This is a genomic window from Pseudomonas sp. AC463 (genome assembly GCF_979253585.1).
In genome coordinates this window covers 1-288 of record NZ_CEEDDZ010000459.1, presented here as the reverse complement: position 1 = coordinate 288, position 288 = coordinate 1, and the positions used below count along the sequence as shown (strand labels likewise).

The 288-nt window shown below is 67.0% G+C and carries 1 protein-coding gene; it reads left to right on the top strand.

Translation table 11 applies throughout. The features are described 5' to 3' along the window. Positions 1 to 20: 20 nt before the first annotated feature. The coding region (locus tag AC0IYH_RS30970) for a toprim domain-containing protein (RefSeq protein ID WP_471838014.1) at positions 21 to 288 on the top strand (268 nt) is incomplete at its 3' end.

Here is a 288-nt window from a genome sequence, read left to right as displayed (position 1 = left end):
ACGCGGACAAGGCGAAGCAGTTGAAGGCCATCGCCGATCTGGCGAAGACCGCCGACCGCCTGATCCTGGCGACCGATCCCGATCGCGAGGGGGAGGCGATCAGCTGGCACGTGCAGGAGGTGCTGCGCAACCGCAAGGCGCTGCCCAAGGACGTGCAGCGCGTGACGTTCAACGCGATCACCAAACAGGCGGTGACGACGGCGATGGGCCAGCCGCGTGAGCTGGATAACGACCTGATCGATGCGTACCGCGCGCGCCGCGCGCTCGACTATCTGGTGGGCTTCACGC